General features: G+C 52.7%; 15 protein-coding genes and 2 pseudogenes. 11 read left to right on the top strand and 6 right to left on the bottom strand.

All coding sequences use genetic code 11. From position 1 onward, the window contains the following. The first annotated feature begins 763 nt into the window (after nt 1–763). The gene (locus PGS10_RS13095) at nt 764–1,159 is read left to right on the top strand and encodes a hypothetical protein (protein WP_072251447.1); all 396 of its coding nucleotides are present in this window, start codon (nt 764–766) and stop codon (nt 1,157–1,159) included. Between the two features lie 65 nt (nt 1,160–1,224). Here PGS10_RS13095 and PGS10_RS13090 read toward each other — a convergent pair. Then, nucleotides 1,225–1,482: pseudogene (locus PGS10_RS13090) on the bottom strand (SymE family type I addiction module toxin); the annotation flags it as partial. On the opposite strand from PGS10_RS13090, the gene PGS10_RS13085 reads away from it, so the two are divergent. Further along, nucleotides 1,446–1,781 carry an EndoU domain-containing protein gene (locus tag PGS10_RS13085; RefSeq protein ID WP_316423081.1) on the top strand — a complete coding sequence of 112 codons (336 nt, stop codon included), beginning with the start codon at nt 1,446–1,448 and terminating at the stop codon, nt 1,779–1,781. The pseudogene PGS10_RS13090 and the gene PGS10_RS13085 overlap by 37 nt on opposite strands. A gap of 16 nt (nt 1,782–1,797) precedes the next feature. Next, nucleotides 1,798–2,049 carry a MafI family immunity protein gene (locus tag PGS10_RS13080; protein WP_045398312.1) on the top strand — a complete coding sequence of 84 codons (252 nt, stop codon included), beginning with the start codon at nt 1,798–1,800 and terminating at the stop codon, nt 2,047–2,049. Nucleotides 2,050–2,102: 53 nt separating this feature from the next. Here the strand turns inward: PGS10_RS13080 and PGS10_RS13075 are convergent, their stop codons facing one another. Beyond that, on the bottom strand, nt 2,103–2,189 hold the full coding sequence (locus tag PGS10_RS13075; RefSeq protein ID WP_074165310.1) for a SymE family type I addiction module toxin: 87 nt from the start codon (nt 2,187–2,189) through the stop codon (nt 2,103–2,105). Nucleotides 2,190–2,405: 216 nt separating this feature from the next. On the opposite strand from PGS10_RS13075, the pseudogene PGS10_RS13070 reads away from it, so the two are divergent. The 4 genes and pseudogenes from PGS10_RS13070 to PGS10_RS13055 form a co-directional block, all read left to right on the top strand. Then, nucleotides 2,406–4,313: pseudogene (locus PGS10_RS13070) on the top strand (DNA/RNA non-specific endonuclease); the annotation flags it as partial. After that, nucleotides 4,310–4,642 carry a hypothetical protein gene (locus tag PGS10_RS13065; RefSeq protein ID WP_047078708.1) on the top strand — a complete coding sequence of 111 codons (333 nt, stop codon included), beginning with the start codon at nt 4,310–4,312 and terminating at the stop codon, nt 4,640–4,642. The pseudogene PGS10_RS13070 and the gene PGS10_RS13065, both read left to right, overlap by 4 nt. Nucleotides 4,643–4,687: 45 nt before the next feature. Then, nucleotides 4,688–5,461: a hypothetical protein gene (locus PGS10_RS13060; RefSeq protein ID WP_316423074.1), complete on the top strand. Its 774-nt coding sequence runs from the start codon at nt 4,688–4,690 to the stop codon at nt 5,459–5,461. Continuing rightward, nucleotides 5,458–5,715: a hypothetical protein gene (locus PGS10_RS13055; RefSeq protein ID WP_047047390.1), complete on the top strand. Its 258-nt coding sequence runs from the start codon at nt 5,458–5,460 to the stop codon at nt 5,713–5,715. The genes PGS10_RS13060 and PGS10_RS13055 overlap by 4 nt, the downstream gene beginning before the upstream one ends. A 361-nt stretch (nt 5,716–6,076) precedes the next feature. Here the strand turns inward: PGS10_RS13055 and PGS10_RS13050 are convergent, their stop codons facing one another. After that, complete coding sequence (locus tag PGS10_RS13050) at nt 6,077–7,003, bottom strand: LysR family transcriptional regulator (protein WP_063447314.1); 927 nt, start codon at nt 7,001–7,003, stop codon at nt 6,077–6,079. 104 nt (nt 7,004–7,107) lie between these two features. Between PGS10_RS13050 and eamB the strand changes: the two genes are divergently transcribed. Beyond that, nucleotides 7,108–7,698 (top strand): cysteine/O-acetylserine transporter, encoded by a 591-nt coding sequence (gene eamB / locus PGS10_RS13045; protein ID WP_271031961.1) that lies wholly within the window; start codon nt 7,108–7,110, stop codon nt 7,696–7,698. Nucleotides 7,699–7,728: 30 nt separating this feature from the next. Here the strand turns inward: eamB and PGS10_RS13040 are convergent, their stop codons facing one another. Together PGS10_RS13040 and fadE are read right to left on the bottom strand one after the other, a co-directional pair. After that, on the bottom strand, nt 7,729–8,499 hold the full coding sequence (locus PGS10_RS13040) for an amidohydrolase (protein WP_045391172.1): 771 nt from the start codon (nt 8,497–8,499) through the stop codon (nt 7,729–7,731). Between the two features lie 170 nt (nt 8,500–8,669). Beyond that, entirely contained in the window at nt 8,670–11,114 is a 2,445-nt protein-coding gene (gene fadE / locus PGS10_RS13035; protein ID WP_047047387.1) for an acyl-CoA dehydrogenase FadE, read from the bottom strand. Between the two features lie 240 nt (nt 11,115–11,354). Between fadE and lpcA the strand changes: the two genes are divergently transcribed. Both lpcA and PGS10_RS13025 read left to right on the top strand, forming a co-directional pair. Then, nucleotides 11,355–11,936 carry a D-sedoheptulose 7-phosphate isomerase gene (gene lpcA, locus PGS10_RS13030; RefSeq protein ID WP_004099149.1) on the top strand — a complete coding sequence of 194 codons (582 nt, stop codon included), beginning with the start codon at nt 11,355–11,357 and terminating at the stop codon, nt 11,934–11,936. Nucleotides 11,937–12,145: 209 nt separating this feature from the next. Next, entirely contained in the window at nt 12,146–12,913 is a 768-nt protein-coding gene (locus tag PGS10_RS13025) for a class II glutamine amidotransferase (protein WP_015368120.1), read from the top strand. Here PGS10_RS13025 and dpaA read toward each other — a convergent pair. Next, the gene (gene dpaA / locus PGS10_RS13020; RefSeq protein WP_015704469.1) at nt 12,884–13,624 is read right to left on the bottom strand and encodes a peptidoglycan meso-diaminopimelic acid protein amidase; all 741 of its coding nucleotides are present in this window, start codon (nt 13,622–13,624) and stop codon (nt 12,884–12,886) included. The two genes, PGS10_RS13025 and dpaA, sit on opposite strands and share 30 nt — an antisense overlap. Before the next feature lie 409 nt (nt 13,625–14,033). Here dpaA and PGS10_RS13015 point away from each other — a divergent pair, with 409 nt between their 5' ends. Then, nucleotides 14,034–15,380: a Na(+)-translocating NADH-quinone reductase subunit A gene (locus PGS10_RS13015; protein WP_063414190.1), complete on the top strand. Its 1,347-nt coding sequence runs from the start codon at nt 14,034–14,036 to the stop codon at nt 15,378–15,380. The last annotated feature ends 1 nt before the right edge of the window (nt 15,381 follow it).

The following is a 15,381-nucleotide window of genomic DNA, read 5'->3' as shown; positions in this document are numbered from 1 at the left end:
ACCTGAAAAAGCTGGATGCAGATAAGCAAAAACAAGCCCTTGCTACAGCTATCCCGGTTAATGAGCAGAAAGCAGAGCTGGAGAAACTGAAAGTTCTACAAGCCTCGCCGGAGTGTAATACTCAGTGTCAGGGACTGGTTGCTTATTCGATCTCTGAACTTGAACCGGTGGCGAATAATACAGAGCTGCACAAGAACAACCTGAGCAAAGCGGTTCTTGCGTCGGTGATTGTGGCGTTTACACTAGATAAACCATCATCAGGAAACGGAAAGGCTTCTCAGGGAACAGCGGCTACGGGTAAGTCTGGTTCGTCGGCTATTGATAGTATTGTTAAGGGAGGTGAACAGGCGGGGAAAAATCTTGCTAAAAGCGAAACTGCACTTCTTAATGATGCCAGCAAGCAATTAGATAAATATGTAAATTCTTTTGCGGGTAGCAAGTACAAACCAGCGACAGCAATTGGTGCCGTTGATCCTCTAACAGGAAAAATAGTGACGACATCTAATGGCGCTGTACCTACCGTAGTTGCTCCAGAGTTGCAGGCCTATGCTGATAAGTTAGGCGGGTTGGGAGTAAAAACTGCGTGTGGAAATACATTAGGCCGTTGTGCGGAGTTTAGAGCAGCAAATGAGCTTTTATTGGCAAATCCAAGTTTAAAACTTAAAGATATTCAGTTCACTCCTGCGATTCGACCAAGAACCGGAGAAGTGGTTCCTCGTTGTGAAAACTGTAAAAACATATTTGGTGCTGAATAATGATGTATATGGATGATGATTTTTTAGAAAATGATTTGGACTGGTTTTTATCCGGTCAGGATGGCTTTTTAGCTCACTTTGCAACTGGTGGGAAAGGCCCAGTTCCAGATAAAATTAAAGAATCTATTGATAATTATGAATTAATTTATGATTACTTCTATTCTCTGGAGCCTTTATCTGACGTCGAGGTTATTGAATACAATCTTCCTGATTTTTCAGATGAGGAACAGCGCTCTCGTTATTTGAAGTCATTCATAGAAATGTCACGTAAAGGATTATTTAGTTATGACTATAGGAATGGCGAGTATAAGTTAATATCAAAACCTCTATACCCGTTGAGATATAGTGTATTACCAGATGATATAAAAGGAGTTATTTATATCTCACCTGAAAATATCTCATGAGTGGAATAAGCTGACTATATAACATGACGATCCCGGCCCCAGCGCCGGGATCGTGTTATCAGCGGCTATGCTCCCGAAAAATGTCCCTTGCCACGCTTGATCACCGGCAGATCGCCGGTGTCGTTAAGCGCGCCGGGGAAGGTCTTCAGCCACTGAAGCATCTTTGCCCGGTTGACGCCCGCGACGCTTAAGCCTTCGGCGCAGCCGTACAGCTCGCGGGTGTTCTGGGCGGTGATGATGATGCAGTCCGGCGTCACCCGGGTCCGGATCGGCATCCCGTCAGTAAATCCCGCCTGCGGTATCCACTCGCCGCGCAAAAATATCGCGTTATGCACGGCCCGGCTGTCCTGGGAATCCAGGAAAAAGCGTCTTTCCTCAAAGCTGGTCAGCAGACAAGGTTGTCCATGTTGTGGGCGACATAGCTACTTCACCCGATACTCAATGGTTTGCCCAGACAGGAACTGGCGGAGCGTATACAAACGCAGGAAGACCGGCAAGATGGGTTGCTTGGGAAGAACGAGGTGGTGTTAGAGTTCGTGTGGTATACGAGCCAGCTAGTGGTAAAATAGTAACGGCGTTCCCGGATAGTAATCCGACTCCTCCAACTTTAAAACCTATTTAGAAATAGTGTGGGTGTAATGGATATTAATGACAAAATTAGATCATTAGGTGAAGGATTAAAGGATCGGCTGGAACCTTCGTTAGTTGACTTTGCTCTTGATTATATTGGGTTCTCAGAGAATGTATTAGCGTTCGAAACGCTATGTGATCACATCGCTGATCATGATGTTGTGATCAGTAAAGATGAGTACACACAGGTGCTTAAAATAGCGAATGATCTTGGTCTGGAAATAGATAGTAGGTATACATATATAAATCCAGAAAAATAATAACCTTAAATCTATAAATAATCCCGGCCACCACGCCGGGATCTTTTTACCCGTCAGCCCCTGACTGGCTCGATCACCAGTCGTCCCTGTTCCACGCTGACCATCACCGGCGTATCGGTGCTGAATCCCGCTTCTGCCAGCTAGTTGCCGTTCAGGCGCCGGCTGGGGCTAAGGAAGAGAAAAAATCCGGTCTGATGGACACCGGCGGTATCGGGATCAGTATCGGCAGTAGCAAAGCTACCCACGATTTACGCGAGGCGGGCACCACGCAGAGCCAGAGCTTCAGCACCATCGGATCTACGGGCGGTAACGTGGTTATCGCTGCCGGAAACCAGGCGCACATCGGCGGCGCAGACCTGATTGCCTCCACGGCCACGGCGGACAAAAACAGCCTCGATACCGGTACGCTGGGCTTCAGCGACCTGCACAACGAAGCGGACTTCAAAACCCAGCACTCAGGCATCAGTATCAGCGGCGCGGGCAGCTTCGGCGACCAGTTCAAGGGCAATATGCCGGGCGGGATGATTGCGGCGGCGGGCAACAGTGGGCATGCCGAAGGCACGACTCAGGCCGCTGTGGCTGACGGCACCATCATCATTCGCGACAAGGATAATCAGAAGCAGGATGTGGCGAACCTGAGCCGCGACACCGAACATGCCAACGACAGCATCAGCCCAATCTTCGACAAGGAGAAGGAGCAGAACCGTCTGAAGGAAATCGGGATGATCAGCGATATCGGCGGTCAGGTGGCGGATATCGCGCGGACGCAGGGTGAGCTGAGTGCGCTGAAGGCTGCGCAGGATAAATACGGGCCTGTACCGGCGGATGCGACGGAAGAACAGCGGCAGGCATATCTGGCAAAACTGCGTGATACGCCGGAATACAAAAAGGAACAGGAAAAGTATGGCACCGGCAGCGACATTCAGCGCGGCATCCAGGCAGCAACTGCAGCGCTTCAGGGGCTAGCGGGCGGTAATTTAGCGGGTGCACTGGCGGGGGCTTCAGCACCGGAGCTGGCGCATCTGCTGAAATCGACAGAAGATAACCCTGCTGTCAATTCTATAGCACACGCGATCCTTGGAGGTGCGGTTGCTGCGCTTCAGGGAAATAGCGCAGCGGCAGGTGCGATTGGTGCAGGGGGCGGAGAGCTGGCGGCACGTGCTATTGCCAATATGCTCTACCCTAATGTAGATAAACTTTCTGAAGAACAGAAGCAGACAGTCAGTGCGCTGGCGAGCATATCTGCGGGTATGGCAGGAGGGATCGCTACAGGGAATACAGCTGGGGCCGCGAAGGGTGCCGGTGCCGATAAGAATGCGGTTGAGAATAATGCGCTCAGTGTTCCACAAATAGAAAGTTTTGCGGAGAAAGCCAGGGGCTGTGAAGCACGTGGTGACTGTGGTCAGATCGTGAAAGAAATGGAAGATCTGAGCCTCAATCAGCAGAAAGAAATGATTGCGGTCTGTTCCACCAATCCAAAGGCCTGTAAAGATAAGTACGGTGATATTCCGGCCAACGGAATGCTGGTTCGCAAGGCGCTTGATAGTCTGTTTGATGCCGATGTTCCGTCAGAAATGAAGAACGATATCTCTTCATTCTGGGCGCAGCAGATGGAAGCGGAAGGTGCCGTTACCAGTACCGAGTTTGCGAGCCAGCTGGAAAGCCGGTATGGCATGGATAAACAGCAGTCTGAAATCCTGGCAATGGCAGTACTGGGTGCCGTGACCGGCGGGATGGGTAAAGGCGGAAAACCGGGGGCGGGTACATCAGGTAAAAACATTGTTGTTGTGGACTCAGGTAAGAAAGGAGCCTGGAACAAGGCAATGAATAAGCCGGAACCGAACACCGTTTATAAGGTCGATGGGAATAAAACATTCCAGACTGATGCATTGGGAAGAACCAGTTCAGCAGAAGGGATACTGGTTGCTTCGAAAAGCGACAGAAACACTTATCAGCAATGCAAGGCCGGGAAATGTGGTAGCTCTGGTGATGAAGGTGGTCATTTAATTGCCAGTATTTTTAATGGTCCTGGCGAAAAACTCAATCTCGTTCCTATGGATGGCAACCTGAATAAAGGTGTATGGAAACAGATGGAAAACACATGGGCTAATGCTTTGAAAGATGGCAAACAAGTTAATGTTAAAATAGAACCTGTTTACACTGGGGAGAGTAAGCGTCCTGATAGCTTTAGTGTAACATACTCTATTGACGGAGGCCGTCCTGTTATCAAAGACATCAGCAACACCCCCGGAGGGGTAAAATGAACGAATTAGATGATCTGCATAATAAAATAGGTCAGTTATTAGTGGATGCCGGTCCTGCTAATGCGATGAAGATCATTGCTCGTGCTAAATTATCACTTGATGGTGAGTCATGTGAGTATGAGTATGATTATCTTGATCAAGAGGGAGATGAAGACTGGTTCGTTCCTGATAAGTTAGCTAGTCACGATCTTAGACTACTGTTAGTTAAAATGAGGGATTTTTACATCCAAAATAATATGACTAACGGGAAACCAGCATGGATAGGTTGTGAAATAATCGTTGATATACCAGAAGAAAAAATAAGCATAAACCTTCAATATGATGATTAACTGAGATCCCGGCCCCAGCGTCGGGATCCCCACAATGTCCGTACCGTGTACGGTCGAAAAAAGCGCGTCGGGGCAAAAATCGATGGGCAGCGAAAAGTAACAGGAAAAATCGGTTGTAACTCACGGAAAGGAAAGGGAAATCCTAGTTTATCGCAGCAACCTGCGTCGGAAAGAGTTGTTGTTGAGAATAACGCGCTGGGTAGTGTCCTTGCCGCAGCGAATAAGCAGAAGCCGGGAACTGTAGAAAACTACGAGGCTGGTACTCAGGCCGCAATTAAAGAGGCTTGTAGTGGAAATACTCCAGTATCCTGTGAAACGGCAATGGCAGCGGTAGGAAGCGCTCTTGCCTGGCCGTTATTGCCCGAGATGGCTGCTACCACTAGTCTGATCGGTGCGAGTGCAAATGCTGGTGTAGGCTTACTGATTAATGGTGAAGTGAATCCGAATGATGTAATCCTTGGTTACTGGACAGGTGCATTCACGGCAGGAACTGGGTTATGGGGCACAATGGCAGTCAATACTGGTAGTGGAGCGACATCAAGTTACCTTAAAGGTGATGACCCGTGGAAAGGTGGAACAATCAGCGGCATAGCATCTGGGTTGGGTTATGGCGCAGGTAAATTGGTTGAATTGCCATTTGATAAAGTCCTTAATCCAATGAAACCATGGAAAGACTGGATCTGGACAGATGTCGGGATGGGAATATCAAAACCACTGCCGATTAATCCAGTGCCCGGCGTTGCTGGCAACATAACTGGTTCAGTCACAACAGAGTATGGCAATGATCAAGCAGGAAAAGTAACGGAGGGGCAGAAATGAAAGTTTCACTCTCAAAATGGCTTTTGATCCTACTCTACTTAGTAATTGCTTTACCTATTGGAATATTTATTGCAACGGTTGCCACTCAAGTTGTAATAAAATTGTTTTATTTTATTACTAGCGGATTGTCTATGGATTTATTATCCATCGATTATGTGAAAATTTTGAAAGGCAGCGTTGTTGGTGGCGTTATTGGAGCTATAGGTTGCTGGTTTGTGTACTACCAGCACTATAGGAAAAACAGACGCAAATAACGCTATCGAAGTGAGTTGTTGTTGAGAATAACTCGCTGAGCAAAGATAAGATCTTTGACATAAACCCGATGCTGAGAGTCGGGATTGAAGGTGCAGATGGCGATCCGCTGAAAGGCGGTGGTGGGATTGTAAGCACATCTGTTTAACTTCCACGCGCTTTTTTAGATTTCCGATTTTTCAGCTATCAGCCGGTACCCTTCTATCCAGGTGCAGTTCAGGCATAGGATAGCGCTGCAGGACAGCGACCACTACGACAGTACGCAGAACAGCGTCAGCAGTGGTCTGACTTGCAGCTAACTTGCTGATATCTTTTTTACTCATGATATTACTTTCAGAAAATCCCGGTCATCGTTCCTGGATTTTACTTTATACACCCGTCAGTTACTGCTCTATCGCTGTGGCCTGTTGTTCCGCTTGATAATACCTCCTCAACACACTGCATAAATACCCGCATTGCCGGGCTGACCACTTTACCGGCGTGATGGGCGCATATCGCGTTAATAGTGAGTGGAATATCGCTGAACGGGAGTTCAACCAGCGTACCGCGCTTAAGCTCTTCCTCAACGGTGAAACGTGGCAGATAGCTGACGCCAAGATTGCTCGCCACGCACTGCTTAATACTTTCGATACTCCAGAGCTCAATGGTATTTTCCAGGGTAATGGCGCGCTGGCGAAGCGTGCTTTCAAAAATTTGCCTAAATACGCACTGTGGCTCATTGATAACAAAGCTCAGCGGAATATGTTGCCCGCAGTGGGTAAAATCGACCGCCGGATGCTGCGGCGAGGCGACCAGCGTCAGCGACTGCTGGCCAAAGCTTTTCATGGTTAACGCGTCATCGTTGCCAACCCGATAAAACACGCCCAAATCGGCGCTATCGTTGAGTAGTGCGTCGCGGATGACATAACAGTTGAGCGACTGCAGCGATAAGCGTACCTGCGGGGCCCGTTGTTTAAAGCGCTGTAGCACCTGCGGCATTTTATAGGCCAGCAGGGTTTCCCCACAGGCAACGCGCAGCTCGCCAGCCGGTTCTCCATCTTCACGAGCCGCCTCACGAATAGTTTCCATCACCCTCGCCAGTTCATGGACGTGCGGCAGCACCTTTTTACCGGATTCGGTCAGGCACATGCGGCGGCCAATTTTTTCAAACAGCTGAACGGCAAGCTCTTGCTCAAGCTGTTGAATATGAAAGGTCACCGTGGATTGCGTACAGCATAGCTTTTGTGCCGCGCGTAAAAACGAGCCTTCTTCCACTACCGTCTTGAGAGTAATAAAACGCCGCAGATCCATTTCGCCACCAACTATCGAAAATATCGAATTCAGAATCAAAAAAACATTCATTTTTTTAAATGAATGGCATCGGGTACTGTCTGCCAAAACGAAGGAGAAGACAAGTGACCCCAGCTTTGATTAGTGCTTTTTTGACTTATACCCTGATAACAGCGCTGACTCCCGGCCCCAATAATATTCTTGCCCTCAGCAGCGTCACCTCCCATGGCTTACGCCGCAGTCTGCGGGTGCTGGCGGGGATGAGCATTGGTTTTATTATCACTATGCTGATTTGCGCGGCGTTAACCTTTTCGCTGGTGGAACTCGACTCGCGATTTACCCGGATATTGGGATGGATTGGCGCGGCGTATATCCTGTGGCTGGCCTGGCAGATAGCCAAAAGCAAACCGGGGGCAGGCGCGCTGAGTACAGAGCCGGTGGGTTTCTGGACGAGCCTGGGCCTGCAGTTCGTCAACGTAAAAATTATTCTGTATGGCATCACCGCGCTCTCTACCTTTGTCCTGCCCGTTACCCGCGAGCCGGTTTGGCTCATCGGCGTGAGTCTGCTGCTGGCGGCGATTGGTGCGCTGGGAAATCTGTGCTGGGCGCTGGCGGGGCATCTGTTTCAGCGCCTGTTTTTGTTGTACGGGCGGCAACTGAACTGGGTGTTGGCAGCGTTATTGGTCTACTGCGCTTTGCGGATCGTGGTGGAATAAAAAGGGAGCGCAGCGGCTCCCGAAAAGTGTTTAGCCGATCGTGAAAGGATCGGCATCCTGCCAGGCCGGAAATTTCTCGCGATACTCCTGCAGCGCGGCCAACGACAGATCGGCATCGAGCCGCGTCGCCTGATGCGGTTCGGCGGTGGCGATAATCTCTCCCTGCGGGCTAATGATACGGCTATCGCCCCGATAGTGATGGCCGTTTCCATCGGTGCCGACGCGGTTGCAGCCGGCGACGTAGGCCTGGTTTTCAATTGCTCTGGCGACCAGCAGCGATTGCCAGTGCAGCGAACGCGGGGCAGGCCAGTTAGCAACATACAGCGCCAGGTCGTAATCGTTGTGGTTACGCGACCATACCGGGAAGCGCAGGTCATAGCACACCAGCGGCAGAATCCGCCAGCCGCGCCATTCAAAGACCACTCGTTCAGTACCTGCCTCATAATGGTGGTGCTCATCCGCCATGCGGAACAGGTGACGCTTATCGTAAAAGTGCGTTTTACCGCCGGGCTCTACCAGCAGAAAACGGTTCACCGGGCCACGTTCGGTCTGCAAGGCCGCGCTACCGGCAATCAGCGCGTTGGTCTGCTCCGCTTTCGCCAGCATCCACTCAACGACCTCTCCTTGCGGCATCGATTGTTTCGCCGCTTCCATGGCAAATCCGGTAGTAAACATCTCAGGCAGCACAATAATGTCGCGCCCGCTCACTTCTTCCAGTTGACGATCGAAATGGCGCAGGTTGGCGGGACCATCCATCCACACCAGCGGTTGCTGCAACAGCGTAATTTTCAAGCCAGGCACAGTGGTGAACTCCATTATGAAGAGGGCATTAAGCTAATTTTAATACCATATCAGCAGCCGGAGGCGGCATGGAATATTTTGTTAAAAAAATGCTATCTACGGCGAGTAACGGCAAAAGAAAAGGCGGGGAAATTCCCCCGCCTTTGTCGTGATGTGCAGTATTGCTTTTATTATGCCGCTTCAATCTTGCGGATTTTTTCCGGCAGCTTTACCGGTTTGGTCGCCAGTTCATCCGCCGCGAAATCATCAACGTTAATACTGCGCAGACGGCTGGTTTCCGCACGGGTCAGGATTGCGGCTTCTTCCTGATTAATTAACCCTTTCGCCAGCGCATTAGTGGCCAGCTCATCCAGGCGGGTGAACGGCAGATTTTTACCCAGCTCTTTGCAGATGCGCTGGTGGATTGGATCCGCCGCCATCACATCCAGCAGCGCCTCTTCCAGCAGGCCAACCGGGTTATGTTCGCTTGGCGTCAGGTACTGACCGCGACCGATACGAGAGCGGGTCGCGCTCGGAACCTGCAGGATTTTCGCCACTTTATGATCCAGCTTATCGGACGGCGCATCGTAGTGACGGCCGGTCGGGAAGATGGCGAGACGCAGCGCGCCGGCGACAAAGCGGTTCGGGAAGTTCTTCAGCAGGTCATCGATAGCCTGCTCCGCCTGATACAGCGCATCCTGCACGCCCCAATGGACCAGCGGCAGATCCGCTTCATTACGGCCTTCATCGTCATAACGTTTCAGCACCGCCGATGCCAGGTAAAGCTGGCTCAGCACGTCGCCGAGACGCGCGGAGATACGTTCGCGACGCTTCAGGCTGCCGCCCAGCACCGCCATTGATACATCCGACAGCAGGGCCAGGTTGGCGCTCAGGCGGTTCATGTGCTGATAGTAGCGGCGCGTGGTGTCACGGGTCGGCGCGCTGCTGGTGCGGCCGCGAGTCAGGCCCAGCCAGAAGCTGCGTACTTTGTTGCTACCAACGTGGCCGATATGTTTAAACAGCAGCTTGTCGAAGGCGTTAACGTCATTGTTCTGCGCGGCGGCCATTTCATCCAGGACATACGGATGGCAGCGAATCGCCCCCTGACCAAAGATCATCATGCTGCGGGTGAGGATATTCGCCCCTTCAACGGTAATGGCGATCGGCGCGCCCTGATAAGCGCGGGCAAGGAAGTTGCCTTCGCCCAGCATGATGCCTTTACCGCCGGTAATATCCATGGCGTCAATAATTGAACGCTGGCCGCGGTGGGTACAATGATATTTAACGATTGCCGACAGCACCGCCGGTTTCTCGCCAAGCATAATCCCATAGGTAATCAGCGAAGCGGCGGCGTCCATTACGTAGGCGTTGCCTGCGATACGCGCCAGCGGCTCTTCGATACCTTCCATTTTACCAATCGAGATTTTGAACTGACGGCGAATGTGGGCGTAGGCGCCGGTCGCCATAGCGACGGATTTCAGGCCGCCGGTGGCGTTGGACGGCAGAGTAATGCCGCGACCCACGGACAGGCACTCAACCAGCATACGCCAGCCCTGGCCGGCCATGCTCGGGCCGCCGATGATGTAATCGATCGGTACGAAAATATCTTTACCGCGAGTGGGGCCGTTCTGGAACGGTACGTTCAGCGGGAAATGACGACGGCCAATTTCCACGCCCGGCGTTGAGGTGGGGATCAGCGCGCAGGTGATACCGAGCTCTTCCTCGCCGCCCAGCAGACGGTCCGGGTCAGAGAGTTTGAAAGCCAGGCCCAGCACGGTGGCGATTGGCGCGAGGGTGATATAGCGCTTGTTCCAGGTCAGGCGCATACCCAGCACCTGCTGACCCTGCCAGTCGCCCATACAGACTACGCCGGTATCCGGGATCGCGCCGGCGTCGGAGCCCGCTTCCGGGCTGGTCAACGCGAAGCATGGGATCTCCTGACCACGCGCCAGGCGCGGCAGATAGTGATTTTTCTGCTCTTCAGTACCGTAATGTTGCAGCAGTTCGCCCGGCCCTAACGAGTTAGGCACGCCGACGGTGATCGCCAGGATCCCGGAAACGCCGGACAGCTTTTGCAGCACGCGAGACTGGGCATAGGCGGAAAACTCCAGCCCGCCGTACTCTTTCTTAATGATCATCGCGAAGAAGCGATGCTCTTTCAGGTACGCCCACAGCTCCGGCGGCAGATCCGCCATCTCATGGGTAATTTCGAAGTCGTTCGCCATGCGGCAGGCTTCTTCTACCGGGCCGTCGATGAAAGCCTGCTCTTCGGCGGTGAGGCGCGGCTGCGGATAGTTATGCAGCTTGTGCCAGTCCGGATTGCCGCGGAACAGATCGCCTTCCCACCAGGTGGTACCGGCATCAATGGCTTCTTTCTCCGTACGCGACATCGGCGGCATGACTTTACGGAAAGCGCGGAACGCCGGGGCGGAGAAAAGCGATTTACGCATCGGCGCAAAGTTGAACGGCAGCAGGATAATCGCCAGCGGCAGCAGCAGCCAGATATTCCATAGCCCAGCCACGCTGAGCGCCGCGGTCCAGGCGAGCAAAATCACGCTGCTGAGAAGCAGGCTGACTCGGTGATAGAAGAGCACGCCGAGTAACACTACGGTTGCAACAATACTCAAAATCATCATAGAGAAATGCTCCCTTATCTTGTAGGAGGTCTGACCACTTGTGATGTATTGGTTGTAGTGGATGTAATTTGTTTTAGCAATGTGTTTACAAAATAATTACAACCTTGCTCACATTGTTGGCTGGAAAAGCGGCACGTAAAATCAAAAGAACGGGGGATAACGTCGCCTGCTGCTTCTCGCTTCGGCGGCTATCCGGTACACTGCCAGGGTTATTCCAACCAATACTGAAGGATTATCCTCATGTACCAGGATCTTATTCGTAACGAACTGAACGAAGCCGCGGAAACGCTGGCCAACTTTCTGCAGGACGAGGCCAACATTCATGCTATCCAGCGCGCGGCGGTACTGCTGGCGGATAGCTTCAAAGCTGGCGGTAAAGTGCTTTCCTGCGGCAACGGCGGTTCTCATTGCGATGCGATGCATTTTGCGGAAGAGCTGACCGGGCGTTATCGCGAGAACCGCCCTGGTTATCCGGCGATCGCTATCTCTGACGTCAGCCATCTGTCCTGCGTGAGTAATGATTTTGGCTATGAGTATGTCTTCTCACGTTACGTTGAATCGGTTGGCCGCGCAGGCGATGTTCTGCTGGGGATCTCCACCTCCGGCAACTCCGGCAACGTGATCAAAGCGATTGAAGCCGCTCGCGCGCAGGGAATGAAAGTGATCACCCTGACCGGTAAAGACGGCGGCAAAATGGCGGGTTCCGCCGATGTTGAAATCCGCGTACCGCATTTCGGTTACGCCGATCGCATTCAGGAGATTCACATTAAGGTGATTCATATTCTGATTATGTTGATCGAAAAAGAGATGGTTAAAGCTTAAAAGGCTATTTTGTTAGCCATTTTGAACCCGGCCAGTGCTCAGACAAAACTCACCGAGTTTTGAACGCCCTTCAGGGCGGCCCGAAGGGGGAGCGTAGCGAATCATCCTCACGTACATGAAGTACGCTCCGGTTTTTGCGCGCTGGCCGTGTCCAAACTGACTGCACCAATAACGCCTTTTATGTTTCAGTAAGTTGTATGAGGTGATCTATGTGCGAATTGCTCGGGATGAGCGCCAATGTGCCGACCGATATCTGTTTTAGCTTCTCCGGGCTGGTTCAGCGCGGGGGCGGCACCGGGCCGCATAAAGACGGCTGGGGCATTACCTTTTACGAAGGGAAAGGGTGTCGCACATTTAAAGATCCGCAGCCGAGCTTTCAGTCGCCGATAGCCAAACTGGTACAGGATTATCCCATCAAATCCTGTTCCGTCATTGCCCATATCCGTCAGGCCAACCGTGGCGAGGTGGCGCTGGAGAACACCCATCCGTTCACCCGCGAACTGTGGGGCCGTCACTGGACCTACGCCCATAACGGCCAGCTCAAAGGCTATAAATCGCTGAAGACCGGAAATTTCCGCCCGGTGGGCGAGACCGACAGCGAAACGGCTTTCTGCTGGCTGCTGCACCGTTTAACCGAGCGCTATCCGCGCACGCCTGGCAATATGGTCGGCGTGTTTAAGTACATCGCGACGCTGGCGGGCGAAATGCGCGAGAAGGGCGTGTTTAATATGCTGTTATCGGACGGGCGCTATGTAATGGCGTACTGTTCAACCAACCTGTACTGGATCACCCGTCGGGCGCCGTTTGGCGTGGCGAAGCTGCTGGATCAGGATGTGGAAATTGATTTTCAACGTGAGACCACACCAAACGATGTGGTCTCCGTTATCGCCACTCAGCCGCTGACCGGCAATGAGGCCTGGAATAAAATCATGCCAGGCGAGTGGGCGTTATTTTGCCTCGGGGAGCGTATAGTTTGAGGCCAGCTGCGGCTGGATAACCTCGTGGCTGAGTGGCTTGCTGACGATATAGCGGCCATCCATCACCGAAACCACCGGCGGTTTGTGGGTCTGCTGGAAGTAGTCATAGCCTGGCTTCAGCTGCTTCCAGAAATCCGCATAGTACGAGAACTTATGTCGCGCCATGTTGGCGTCGGTCATCCGGAACGGATAGATGCTGACCTGCACGCTTGGCTGGCCAAATACCAGCGCGCCGGTGACAAACTGGAAGATCTCGTCAATGCCGGTATCGGTCATCGCGTAGCAGCCGACGGAAACGCAGGCGCCGTGGATCATCAGGTATTTACCTTCATAGCCGTGCGCGCGATCGTAGGCATTCGGGAAGCCGATATTGATCGCTTTATAAAAGCGGCTGTCTGGTTTTAGCTGACTGCGCGAGACGTTATAAAATCCTTCCGGACTTTTGAAATCGCCCTGGCGTTGCTTCGGCCCGAGGCCGCCGGAGTAGTTACAGATCCGGTAGCTATCGAGAAGCTGGTAGGTTTCGCCCATTTTGACGTAGAGATCGAGCATCCGCTCTTCTTTGAAGATCTCAATATAAACGGGGGAGCCCATTAACTGCTGTTTATATTCTTTGCTAACCGGCGTTGTCGGGCTGTTACTGCTGAGTAACCCAGCAAATGACACGCACGGCAACAGAAGCATCGCAATAAAGAATGCGATTTTGCGCATACTGCTTGTTCCTTGATAAAACAAAAAACCACATGCCAGGACGGCAAGAGATACCCGAAATCAGAGTTTTCTGGATTTAGAGCGCTCACATTAGCATCACGGCAGTTTTTCGCAAGCACGGTGTGGCTGCGTTTACAATTTAATGTTCCTTTATAGCGAATATTGCCGCAAAGCGCAGTGAGAACTTTGCGCAATAGCTCGCATTTTAGAAGCACTTATTGGCGCTTTTCCTACTTCTGTCACTCACAAAATGTTACACTCCCGCCGTTTATGACCAGGGTAAGAAAGGATGCTTCTCTCCCGTCTTGTGCCCCCGTGGCACCGCTATCCCTTTCTTATTCTGATATTCCATCAATAATGCTGGCCTCGGCTTGAGCCGGGGTTTAGGTTACGGATACCTGCTAACGATATGATTAAAATCACGAAAGGGCTGGATTTGCCCATAGCTGGCATGCCATTACAGCAGATCTCGTCCCGGCCTGCGGTAAAACGCGTCGCGCTGCTCGGCGAGGAGTACGTCGGCATGCGCCCCTCGATGGCGGTGAGCGAAGGCGATCGGGTGCAAAAAGGCCAGGTGCTGTTCGAAGATAAAAAGAACGCCGGGGTGCGTTTTACCGCGCCAGCCAGCGGGGTGGTCAGCGCCATTCATCGCGGCGAGCGCCGGGTGCTGCAATCGGTGGTGATTGATGTCGACGGCAGCAATGAGGCGGTGTCGTTTCCCCGCTATGCATTAGACGATCTTAACGATTTGCCACGGGAAGCAGTGCGGCAACAGTTGCTGGACTCCGGGCAGTGGACGGCGTTTCGTACCCGTCCTTTCAGTAAAATTCCCGCGCCGGGCAGCGTTCCGGCGGCTATCTTCGTCACCGCTATCGATACCAACCCGCTGGCGGCTGAACCGCAGCCGATTATCCTGGCCCAGCGTGAAGCCTTTGACGCTGGTCTGACGGTGCTGACGCGCCTGACGGACGGTAAAGTCCACGTCTGTCAGGCCAGCGGCGGCAAGCTGGGCGGCCATCCCGCCGGGCAGGTGACATTCAACCAGTTTAGCGGCCCGCATCCGGCAGGGCTTGCCGGTACGCACATTCACTTCCTTGAGCCGGTCAGCCTGACCAAACAGGTCTGGCATCTCAACTATCAGGAGGTCATCGCCATTGGCAAACTGTTCCTCGACGGCGAGCTGTACAGCGAACGCGTCATTGCCCTTGGCGGCCCGCAGGTAAAACAGCCGCGATTGCTGCAAACCTGTCTCGGCGCCAGCCTCGATGAACTGCTGGCGGGCGAGCTGGTAGATGATGAAAACCGGGTAATTTCCGGTTCTGTCTTGAGCGGCACCCACGCCTGCGGCCCTCACGCCTTCCTCGGGCGCTACCATTTGCAGGTCAGCGTGGTACGAGAAGGCCGTGAAAAAGAGCTGTTTGGCTGGGTGATGCCGGGCAAAGAGAAGTTCTCGATTACCCGCACCACCCTTGGTCATTTCTTTAAGCGCAAGCGCTTTAATTTTTCCACTGATACTAACGGCGGCGAGCGGGCGATGGTGCCGATCGGCAACTATGAGCGGGTAATGCCGCTGGATATTCTGCCCACCATATTGCTGCGCGATCTGCTTGCCGGCGATAGCGATAGCGCCCAGGCGCTGGGCTGTCTGGAGCTGGATGAAGAAGATCTGGCGCTCTGCACCTACGTTTGTCCGGGCAAATATGAATACGGCCCGGCGCTGCGCAGCGTGTTAACCCAGATTGAGCAGGAAGGATAAG

Origin of the sequence: Klebsiella sp. 141153 (assembly GCF_032601995.1) — a bacterium.
GTDB classification, from domain to species: Bacteria; Pseudomonadota; Gammaproteobacteria; order Enterobacterales; family Enterobacteriaceae; genus Klebsiella; species Klebsiella aerogenes.
The sequence above is the reverse complement of the archived record's forward strand: the minus strand, read 5'-3'. Positions and strand labels throughout refer to the sequence as shown.

Excerpts from the sequence above, each read along its gene's own strand:
- PGS10_RS13095 (WP_072251447.1), top strand. The coding sequence starts at position 764 with ATGGATGATGATTTTTTAGAAAATGATTTGGACTGGTTTTTATCCGGT.
- PGS10_RS13080 (WP_045398312.1), top strand. The coding sequence starts at position 1,798 with ATGGATATTAATGACAAAATTAGATCATTAGGTGAAGGATTAAAGGAT.
- PGS10_RS13065 (WP_047078708.1), top strand. The coding sequence starts at position 4,310 with ATGAACGAATTAGATGATCTGCATAATAAAATAGGTCAGTTATTAGTG.
- PGS10_RS13055 (WP_047047390.1), top strand. The coding sequence starts at position 5,458 with ATGAAAGTTTCACTCTCAAAATGGCTTTTGATCCTACTCTACTTAGTA.
- PGS10_RS13050 (WP_063447314.1), bottom strand. The coding sequence starts at position 7,003 with ATGGATCTGCGGCGTTTTATTACTCTCAAGACGGTAGTGGAAGAAGGC.
- fadE (WP_047047387.1), bottom strand. The coding sequence starts at position 11,114 with ATGATGATTTTGAGTATTGTTGCAACCGTAGTGTTACTCGGCGTGCTC.
- lpcA (WP_004099149.1), top strand. The coding sequence starts at position 11,355 with ATGTACCAGGATCTTATTCGTAACGAACTGAACGAAGCCGCGGAAACG.
- PGS10_RS13025 (WP_015368120.1), top strand. The coding sequence starts at position 12,146 with ATGTGCGAATTGCTCGGGATGAGCGCCAATGTGCCGACCGATATCTGT.
- dpaA (WP_015704469.1), bottom strand. The coding sequence starts at position 13,624 with ATGCGCAAAATCGCATTCTTTATTGCGATGCTTCTGTTGCCGTGCGTG.
- PGS10_RS13015 (WP_063414190.1), top strand. The coding sequence starts at position 14,034 with ATGATTAAAATCACGAAAGGGCTGGATTTGCCCATAGCTGGCATGCCA.